Annotated in this window: 10 protein-coding genes; 4 read left to right on the plus strand and 6 right to left on the minus strand. The window is 61.5% G+C overall.

The window, feature by feature from the left end:
• The first annotated feature begins 124 nt into the window (after positions 1–124).
• Positions 125–637, plus strand: coding sequence for an SET domain-containing protein (locus M0D66_RS20185; protein ID WP_093634507.1), 513 nt, complete (start codon positions 125–127; stop codon positions 635–637).
• A 72-nt stretch (positions 638–709) separates the two neighbouring features.
• Here M0D66_RS20185 and M0D66_RS20190 read toward each other — a convergent pair whose 3' ends face one another.
• Complete coding sequence (locus tag M0D66_RS20190) at positions 710–2,212, minus strand: sensor histidine kinase (RefSeq protein ID WP_266211407.1); 1,503 nt, start codon at positions 2,210–2,212, stop codon at positions 710–712.
• Between the two features lie 143 nt (positions 2,213–2,355).
• Positions 2,356–3,042 (minus strand): response regulator transcription factor, encoded by a 687-nt coding sequence (locus M0D66_RS20195; protein WP_028197606.1) that lies wholly within the window; start codon positions 3,040–3,042, stop codon positions 2,356–2,358.
• A 173-nt stretch (positions 3,043–3,215) separates the two neighbouring features.
• Between M0D66_RS20195 and M0D66_RS20200 the strand changes: the two genes are divergently transcribed.
• The gene (locus M0D66_RS20200) at positions 3,216–3,440 is read left to right on the plus strand and encodes a DUF3717 domain-containing protein (RefSeq protein WP_211703219.1); all 225 of its coding nucleotides are present in this window, start codon (positions 3,216–3,218) and stop codon (positions 3,438–3,440) included.
• Positions 3,441–3,534: 94 nt separating this feature from the next.
• Here M0D66_RS20200 and M0D66_RS20205 read toward each other — a convergent pair whose 3' ends face one another.
• The gene (locus M0D66_RS20205; RefSeq protein WP_266211416.1) at positions 3,535–3,879 is read right to left on the minus strand and encodes a 4a-hydroxytetrahydrobiopterin dehydratase; all 345 of its coding nucleotides are present in this window, start codon (positions 3,877–3,879) and stop codon (positions 3,535–3,537) included.
• Positions 3,880–3,928: 49 nt separating this feature from the next.
• Positions 3,929–4,819, minus strand: a complete 891-nt coding sequence (gene phhA / locus M0D66_RS20210) for a phenylalanine 4-monooxygenase (protein WP_266211408.1) — start codon at positions 4,817–4,819, stop codon at positions 3,929–3,931.
• Positions 4,820–4,967: 148 nt separating this feature from the next.
• Between phhA and M0D66_RS20215 the strand changes: the two genes are divergently transcribed.
• Positions 4,968–5,459 carry an Lrp/AsnC family transcriptional regulator gene (locus M0D66_RS20215; RefSeq protein WP_266211409.1) on the plus strand — a complete coding sequence of 164 codons (492 nt, stop codon included), beginning with the start codon at positions 4,968–4,970 and terminating at the stop codon, positions 5,457–5,459.
• A 92-nt stretch (positions 5,460–5,551) separates the two neighbouring features.
• Here the strand turns inward: M0D66_RS20215 and M0D66_RS20220 are convergent, their stop codons facing one another.
• Positions 5,552–6,088, minus strand: a complete 537-nt coding sequence (locus M0D66_RS20220) for a class IV adenylate cyclase (RefSeq protein WP_097390774.1) — start codon at positions 6,086–6,088, stop codon at positions 5,552–5,554.
• A 373-nt stretch (positions 6,089–6,461) separates the two neighbouring features.
• Positions 6,462–7,361: a LysR family transcriptional regulator gene (locus tag M0D66_RS20225; RefSeq protein WP_093634501.1), complete on the minus strand. Its 900-nt coding sequence runs from the start codon at positions 7,359–7,361 to the stop codon at positions 6,462–6,464.
• Between the two features lie 133 nt (positions 7,362–7,494).
• Between M0D66_RS20225 and M0D66_RS20230 the strand changes: the two genes are divergently transcribed.
• The gene (locus M0D66_RS20230; protein ID WP_266211410.1) at positions 7,495–9,033 is read left to right on the plus strand and encodes a CoA-acylating methylmalonate-semialdehyde dehydrogenase; all 1,539 of its coding nucleotides are present in this window, start codon (positions 7,495–7,497) and stop codon (positions 9,031–9,033) included.
• The last annotated feature ends 100 nt before the right edge of the window (positions 9,034–9,133 follow it).

The raw sequence follows: 9,133 nt of genomic DNA on the forward strand, positions 1-9,133 counted from the left end.
GGTCGACGCGGCGCTCGCAAGGCGCCGCGTTTGCTATCCGCGTCGGAAAAAGCAGCGCGTTAGACGCGGGCATTTCTGACGGCTGCCGGATCTTCACCCCTAGTTCTTCACAAGGATTCATTCAATGAGTTCACGCAGGATCGCCGTGCGCCGTTCGGGTGTGCACGGCAAAGGCGTGTTTGCCACCGAGCCGATTGCGGCCGGCGAACGGCTGATCGAATACAAGGGTGAGCGGATCTCCTGGAAAGAAGCGTTGCGCCGTCATCCGCACAATCCGGACGAACCGAATCACACGTTCTACTTCGCGCTCGACAGTGGCAAGGTGATCGACGGCAAAGTGGACGGCAACAGCGCGCGCTGGATCAACCATTCGTGCGCGCCGAACTGCGAAGCCGAAGAGATCGACGGTCACGTGTACGTGCACGCGCTGCGCGACATCGCCGAGGGCGAGGAAGTCTTTTACGACTACGGCCTCGTCATCGACGCGCGCCAGACCAAGAAGCTCAAGAAGGAATATGAATGCCGTTGCGGCGCGCGCAAGTGCCGCGGCACGATGCTGGCGCCGGCGGAGAAAGAGAAATCCGACAAGACGGTGAAGAAGGTGAAGACGTCCGCGAAAAAAGCGAAGAAGAAATGAAACGCGGGCTGTCTGAGTTGAACGTAAGTGAACTCAAGGCAGCCCGTGGCAGTACATCAACCGACTACAAAGTCAGATATCGATCGGCGCCGAGTGCGCCGATTTTTTTGCCGGACGCCGCACCTCGGGTTCGACTTCGTGCTGCACGCTGATCGGTATCAGCGGAATGCGCACAATAAAGCGCGCACCGCCTTCCGGCGCATCTTCGTAATGCACGCTGCCGTGATGCAGCACCATGATGTCGTGAACGATCGCGAGACCGAGGCCGGCGCCGCTGTCCACACCGGCGTCGCTCTGACCGTCGCCGCGGAAGAATCGTTTGAACAGATCGGCTTGCTGTGTGAGCGGCACGCCCGGCCCGTTGTCTTCGACGACGATCTCGGCCATGCGCAGATTGTCGATCGCGGTTTGCGAAACCGTTACGGTGATGCGGCCGCCATCGAAACGCGAAGGCGGCACGTACTTGAGCGCGTTATCCAGCAGATTGGCGATCACCTCATGCAGCAGCACGGGATTGCCGCGCGCCATCAGCGGCTGATCGTTACCCGGGTCGTCGAGGCGCTGGAAGCCGAGGTCGACGTGGAACGTCAACGCGCGTGGCACCCATTCCGCACCTGTATCGAACGCGAGCGCGGCCATATCCACGGTGACGAAACGTGCCGCCTGTTCGCCCGGCTCCGCGCGCGCCAGCGAAAGCAACTGGTTCGACAGCCGCACGGCGCGGTCGGCCGCCGCGCGTAGTTCACGGACCGCGGCGAGCGTTTGCTGCGGGTCACGCGCCACCGCCGCCTGTTCCGCGTGCAGCTTGACGGCAGTGAGCGGCGTGCGCAACTGATGCGCGGCGTCGGCGATGAATTTGCGCTGGCCGTCGAGGGCAGTTTTCAGACGATCGAGCAGCGCGTTCAACGCGCCCGTGAGCGGCCGGATTTCAACCGGAACATAGGTCTCGTCCACCGGTTCGAGCGACGTGTGCGTCTGCCGGTTGAGCGAATCAGCGAGATCGGTGAGTGGATTGAGCTGCTGATTGACGACCCGCCACACGATCACCCAGCCCGCCAGCAGCAGCAACAGCAGCGGCATCATGATCGCGACGAGAAACTCAGCGGCGATCTGAAACCGGTGATGTACCGGCTGACCCACTTCGACGACGATTGGATTGCCGGTGGGCTGATCGACGCGCACCTGGGCCACGCGCACCGTCACGCCTTGGTGCTGCGTTTCGAAAACGTACGCGTAATGCATGCGCCGCACGCTGGTGCCTTGCAGCGGCAGGTTGTGGTCGCCGGCGATTTCGGTTTCGCCGTTGCTGATCCGATAGACGAGTTGTTCGACCGGATCGGAGAACATGGCCTGCGCGAGCGGCGGCACCGTCACCTTGGCGTCGGGGCCGGCAATCTGGATCTGTTTGGAGATCGCGGTGGCGAGATCGGCGAGCGAGCGGTCGACCACATGCTGCGTGTACTGCCACGCCAGCCAGTAAGCGATCAGGCCGCTCATCAGGGCGAGCAGCGAAAGGGGAGCAGCGAGGCGCCGCAGCAGCGTGCGGCGCAGACTATTGGCGGCCGGCTGGGGCATGATCGAACGCGCGGGAAAGGAGCAACGGCGTAAAGCACCGTAGCACCGTGAAAATTCGCCGGATGCCGGCGAATTGCGCACCGAGTGCGCGGCGCCGGCCCGGCGCTGTCAGGCCGCAATTCAGATTGCGGCCCTTGCAACGATTATGCGGCCTGACGGATTTCCTGCAACAGGTAACCGAAGCCACGCACCGTGACGATTTCGACACGGCAGTTTTCGAGCTTTTTGCGCACCCGGTGCACATAGACTTCGATCGCGGTATCGCCGAGATCGCCGCCGAAGTGCGTCAGATGGTCTTGCAACTGAGCCTTGCTGACCACGCGGCCGTGGCGCAGCAGCAGCATTTCGAGCACCGCGAATTCACGCGGCGACAGCTCGAGCGGCTTGTCGTCGTTGAAAATGCGGCGATCGACGCCTGACAGACGCACACCGCCCAACGACACTTCCGGACGCGGCATGTCGCCATGCGGGCCGCTGCGGCGCATCACGGCGCGGATGCGCGCTTCGAGTTCGGTGGGTTCGAACGGCTTCAGCATGTAGTCGTCCGCGCCGGAATTCAGGCCTTGCACGCGGTCGTTCAACTCGTCGCGCGCGGTGAGGATGATCACCGGCGTGTGACGATTGCTCTGACGAAAGCGCGCGAGCAGCGTCATGCCGTCGATACCGGGCAGGCCCAGATCGAGAATCACCAGTTCGTGGCGGTTTTGGGTGAGGGCCTGTTCGGCGAAAATGCCGTCATGGACCATGTCGACGGTGAAGCCGGCTTGTTCGAGACTACTTTGGATGCCGCGTGCGATGGGGCGGTCATCTTCGATCAGAAGGAGTCGCATGGATTTCGCTCAAGTACAATGGTTTTAGGCGTTTGGGCAAGCGGTTCGCCGGGGCGCCTGCTGCACAGGCAGCGTGCCGCGTGGCCGTGCCGAACTGGCGCCAGGCAGCCACGAGACAGCTATCGAGCAGCCATGAAGTAGCCATCAAGCAGCCACTGAGCGACCACGAAGTCATGTCCGAGATAACGATCCACGAACTGGAAGCCGCGATCAACTTCTGGCGCGCCCGCTCACCTTCGAGCGGCGACGAACTCGTTCTGTGCAAGGAGGCAAGCGCGCTCTCCAAGCCGTATGCGCTGATGATTGTACAGCGTCAGCACACGCTATCACCGGATCGTTTAGACGGGTTTGCGAGGCAAGCGTGGGATTCTTACGTGCGCCTTAATAATAGCCTGTAGAACTGAAGGTTTGGGCGCCGGATTGCCTGCAATGCCCTTTCATTACCGTCAAATCGCGCGATGCGGGGTGCATCGAGGCATCTGATCGCTTGTATTACGCAGTAATACTGTCGATAAATCGTGCCAATTTAATGTCTCGCTCGGTCAGGCCATTGGCTTCGTGCGTCGACAAGGTGATTTCCACCTTGTTGTACACGTTGAACCATTCCGGATGGTGATCCATTTCCTGCGCCTTGATCGCCACGCGCGTCATGAAGCCGAATGCTTCGTTGAAGTCGGCGAACTTGAAGTGGCGCTGGATCGCGTCGCGGCCCGCCACGGCTTGCCAGCCGTGCAGTTCAGCCACTTGCGTGGCGCGTTCTTCGGAAGTCAGTTTGCTAATCATGGTGCTACCTCGTTGATCTGAACAGGCGCGCCGGCAGGCGTGCGTATCCGCTATTTTTTCACGGATGGCATCAGTCTGCTGTCGGCCTGCTCAGGCTGCGTTGTCAGATATCGCCGTCGGCTTGCCAGCCTTCCTGCGAGCCGCGCGTGATCACGCTATCGTCTTCGAGCACGTCGCCTGCCGCGAACGCCGGCTCTGCGGCCAGCTTGGCCAGCAGCGGGGCGAAGTCGGTTTGCGCGACGCCGAACAACTGCGCGAAGTCGTCGATCACGAAGTAGGTTTTCTGGAACGTGTCGATGCGATAGCGCGTGCGCATCACGCGTTCGAGGTCGAAGCCGAGCCGGTTCGGCGCCGCGCTTTGCTGGCTGTAGAGCGTCTCGCCTTTGCTTGAGACGATGCCCGCGCCATAGATCTTCACGCCGTTAGGACTCGCCGCGTCGCGGATCAGGCCGAACTCGACGGTGTACCAGTAGAGCCGGGCAAGCAGCGGCAGGGCGCCGGCATCATTGGCGGCAAGCGCCGCGCGGCCGTACGCGTGCATGTAGTCCGCGAACACCGGATTGATCAGCAGCGGTACGTGGCCGAACAGATCGTGAAAACAGTCCGGTTCCTGCAGATAATCGAGTTGGTCGGGGCGGCGCATCCACCATGTCACCGGAAAACGGCGATTCGCCAGATGCTCGAAGAACACCTGGTCGGGCACGAGTCCGGGCACGGCGACGATTTGCCAGCCCGTGGCGGGCGTTAGCTTGGCGTTGATTTCGTCGAACAAGGGCACGCGGTCGTGCGGCATGCCGATACAGTCGACGCCTGCCAGAAACTCGTCGCACACACGGCCCTTGAGCAACGCAGTCTGGCGTGCATAGAGCTGCTGCCATACAGCGTGGTCGACCGCGCCGTAGCGTTCGGTCGGCTGGTCGATAGTGAAGTCAGCACGGGTTTCGAGGCCGGCGTCGAATTGCTCTTTGAGTTTGGCGGTGTTGGCGGTGGACATGATGCTGCGCGCTCTACGGTGTCTGCGGGTTGAAACGGTGATGCAAGTGTAGAGCGGTAGGCGCGCGGAATGGGCGCAATGTTGGCGTTATGGTGTGTCAATATGCAATAATCGTGCATTAAATGCCGATTCAATGCGGATGTCAATCATGTTAGAACTCGATCACTTCGATCTCGCGCTGCTGGACGTGCTTCAGCGCTTCGGCCGGGCCACGCATCAGCAATTGGCTGAGCAGGTGCCGCTGTCACCGTCGCAGATTGGGCGGCGCTTGCAGCGCCTCGAGCAGGTGGGTGTGGTGGACGGCTACCGCGTCGTGCTGCGCCCGGAAAAACTCGGGCTCGGCGTAACGGCTTTTACGAGTCTGAAGTTGAAGCATCACGGCGACTCAATCATCGAGCAGTTCCAGCAACAGATCGAGGTGCTGCCGGAAGTACTGGAATGCCACGCGGTGGTCGGCGACGCCGATTATCTGCTGCGCATTGTCGCGCCCGATCTGAACTATCTGTCGACGTTCGTGATGAAGAAATTGATGCGTGTGCCGGGCGTCGACAGCGTGCGCTCCAATATCGTGTTGACCACCTTCAAGCGTAATGGGCCGTTGCCGCTCGCCCATCTGTCGCCGGGGGCGGCCGCCGCTTGATGCGGGGCTGTCCGGGGTTTCTGGTGTTGAGGGAGGTTACGAAGGGGCGCGGTTCCTGGATTGACCTCACCGCGACCCTTGATGCTTAAGTTTTACGCAGCCTGCTTCGGCTCGGTGTCCGGGCTCAACAAATCCACATAGGCCACCGCCACAAGGTCCGATTCCGGTACGCCGAGGGTCTGGAACATCGCGTGTGCTTCGGCGTGACCGCCTTCTTCGTCGTCGTCCTGAGCCAGCAGCACTTCGAGTTCGACGAAGTCGCCGAGCCCGTCAACGCGATCCAGATGGATCCGCGTACGTCCCGTCAGATAAACGTGACGTTCCTTCGTGACGATGCCACGCGTGGTCAGCGCCGTGGCGAGCAGCGCGTGCATCGCCTCAGGGTTGGTCACCGGGCTACGCGTGTAATACGACGCCTTCGGACCGTCGCGGTCGTCGCGCTGGTAGAAGATCAGTTCGGCTGGCGTGCCGTCGTCGAACTGGCGCAGCTTCAGGCGGCCACGCGGCACGTCGTAGAAAAAGTCCTGCTGACGGAAGATCAGCGGCGCATCCGGCGCAAGCTTCGCGGCGCGTTCACGCAGTTGTTCGAAATGCTGGGCGCGGGCTTTGATTTCAATGTTGCGTGCCATGTCAGGCTCCTGTCGAAGGATGGCGTGGTCGGCAGCTTCCGGTGGTGCCGGGGCGAAGCTGCCGGGAAGGACGAAGTCAGACGGAACAGAAACGATGCGGGGCCGGCGCGTGAGCGCGAACCCTCAATCTAACAAAAAGTGCGTGACGGTGTGGTTTCAGATGACGGGGCCAGCAAATGCGGGCGTCGAGATGAACCGCGATTGATCGCCCGCGAGCTGCTCTGCTTGCGCCACCGGCCGAAAGCGGTCTGCGAGGGCACGCGGAGAGATGACAATCGGTCGCATGGTTCGCGGCTGTCATGAGAGCAGCTCATATCGCGCTTGCGACCGTGGTGCCCTCAGGCGTGGGTCCGCGCCGGCCGTCTTGTCGTCCTCAAGTCGCCCATTGCTGCTCGATCAACTTCAACGCCGCTGCAATCGCGGGTTCGTCCTTCCGTTCGGCGAGCGTGATGAAGCTGAGCTGGGTCGGCACGGTGACGCCTTCAACAATGGTCAACGCGTGTGCATGTGCTTCGGCAATTGCGGTGGCATCGCGCGCGAGCGTCAGACCGACGCCTGATTTGACCAGATCGAGCATCGACGGCTCCTGATCCACTTCCGCCACCTTAATCGGTTTGACGCCGGCCTCACCAAAGCAGCGCGACAACAACCTGTTGTGCGCGGACGCAGGCGGCGTCCAGATCCATGGCAGTGCGGCGAGCGAACGCCAGTCGCGCGCGCCCTTCACGCGATCTTTCCAGCCCGCCGGCGCCAGCACGCGGTACTGGAAGTGCGTGAGCGTGACGGCATGAAAGGCAGCGCCGTCGCGGGCATCGTCATCGGATGGCAGGCCGATGTAGTAACCCACATCCAGTTCACCGGCACGAACCTGTTCGAGCACCCAGCCCGACATCCCGTGGCGCAAGGCCGTTTCGATGCGCGGCCAGGTTTCCACCAGTTGCTTGAGAAAGCCGCCGAGGCGCAGAAACGCCGGATCGAGAATCGTGCCGATCCGCAAACGACCGCGCACTTCGTGGCGCAGCGACGCCGCCGCACGCTGCACGTCGCTCGCGGCGCCCAGCGCACGTTCGGCGTGGGGCAACAGGGCCTGACCGTCGCGGGTCAGCGAAAGCCCGTGCGAGGTCCGCGTGAACAGCGTCACGCCGAGCGTCTCCTGCAAATGCTTGATTTGCAGGCTGACGGCAGGTTGGGTCAGATGAAGCTGCACCGCGGCACGCGTGAGGTTGCCCTCGCGTGCGACGGTGACGAACGCCCGTAGCAGAGTCAGATCCATATCCTGATATTAGCTCGCCTTATAGCGCAGTTGAGCATTACTCATTGGATTTGTCGCCCCGAAGCGCCGTACGCTTGCGTTCATCACGCCGTTCGCGGTGGGCGGAAGACCTTCATAGGAAGAGGACAAGAACATGAGCGAGACATATCAGGACGAGGCTGTCCGGAGCGAGACGAGCGCACGCGCGCTGACCCATTTCATCAACGGCAAGATGGTCGAGGGAACGAGCGGCCGCTTCGCTGACGTCTTCAATCCCGCGCTTGGCAGCGTGAGCGCACGCGTGCCGCTGGCGAGTGTCGCTGAGGTGGATGCGGCGGTCGCTGCCGCCAGTGCTGCGTTTCCTGCATGGAGCGAAACCGCGCCGATCAAGCGGGCGCGCGTGCTGTTCAAGTTCAAGGAATTGCTCGACCGTCACCATGACGAACTGGCGGAATTGATCACGCGCGAGCACGGCAAGGTGTTTTCCGATGCGAAGGGCGAGGTGATGCGCGGCATCGAGATCGTCGAGTTTGCGTGCGGCATTCCGAATCTGCTGAAGACCGACTTCACCGACCAGATCGGCGGCGGCATCGACAACTGGAACCTGCGCCAGCCGCTGGGCGTGGTTGCCGGCATTACGCCGTTCAATTTTCCGATGATGGTGCCGTGCTGGATGTTCCCGGTGGCGATCGCATGCGGCAACACGTTCGTGCTGAAGCCATCGGAGCGTGATCCGTCGGCATCGAACCGTCTTGCTGAATTGTTCAAGGAAGCCGGGTTGCCGGACGGCGTGTTCAACGTCGTGCATGGCGACAAGGTGGCGGTGGATGCGTTGCTCGTACATCCCGAGGTGAGCGCGTTGTCGTTTGTCGGTTCGACGCCGATTGCCGAATACATCTATACGGAAGGCACGAAGCACGGCAAGCGTGTGCAGGCTTTGGGCGGGGCGAAGAATCACCTCGTGGTGATGCCGGACGCGGATCTCGATCAGGCGGTCGATGCGTTGATTGGCGCGGCGTACGGTTCCGCCGGCGAGCGGTGCATGGCGATTTCGGTGGCGGTTGCGGTCGGACATATTGCCGATGAACTGATCGAGCGACTGACACCGCGCGTGAAGAGCCTGAAGATTCTGAACGGCATGGAATCGGAAGCCGAGATGGGGCCGCTGGTGACGGCGGCGCATCGCGAGAAAGTAGCGGGTTATATCGATGCCGGCGTTGCGGCTGGTGCAAAGCTGGTGGTCGATGGGCGCGGCCATCAGGTGGCTGGGCATGAGAAGGGGTTCTTTCTCGGCGGCACGTTGTTCGATGATGTCTCGACCGATATGAAGATTTATCGCGAGGAGATTTTCGGTCCGGTGTTGTGTGTTGTGCGGGTGCCGGATTTTGCTTCTGCTGTTGGGCTGATTAACGCTAACGAGTTTGCTAATGGGGTGTCGTTGTTCACCTCTGACGGTGGCGTGGCTCGGGCGTTTTCGCGGCAGATCCAGATTGGGATGGTGGGGATTAATGTGCCGATTCCTGTGCCGATGGCTTGGCATTCTTTTGGTGGGTGGAAGAAGTCCCTCTTCGGGGATCACCATGCGTATGGGGAAGAAGGCGTGCGCTTCTATACTCGCTATAAAAGCATCATGCAGAGGTGGCCCGATAGCATCGGGAAGGGGGCTGAGTTCACTATGCCAGTAGCGAAGTAGACTTTTTTTGCCTTTGCGGCGCTTTTTGTCAGGGTTCTTGGGGCGTTGGCCTTTCCTTGTTTTGTTAGTGGTCTATTAGCGTTGCCCCTGTGCGGGGCGG

Source organism: Paraburkholderia sp. SECH2 (genome assembly GCF_030464795.1).
GTDB classification, from domain to species: Bacteria; Pseudomonadota; Gammaproteobacteria; order Burkholderiales; family Burkholderiaceae; genus Paraburkholderia; species Paraburkholderia aspalathi.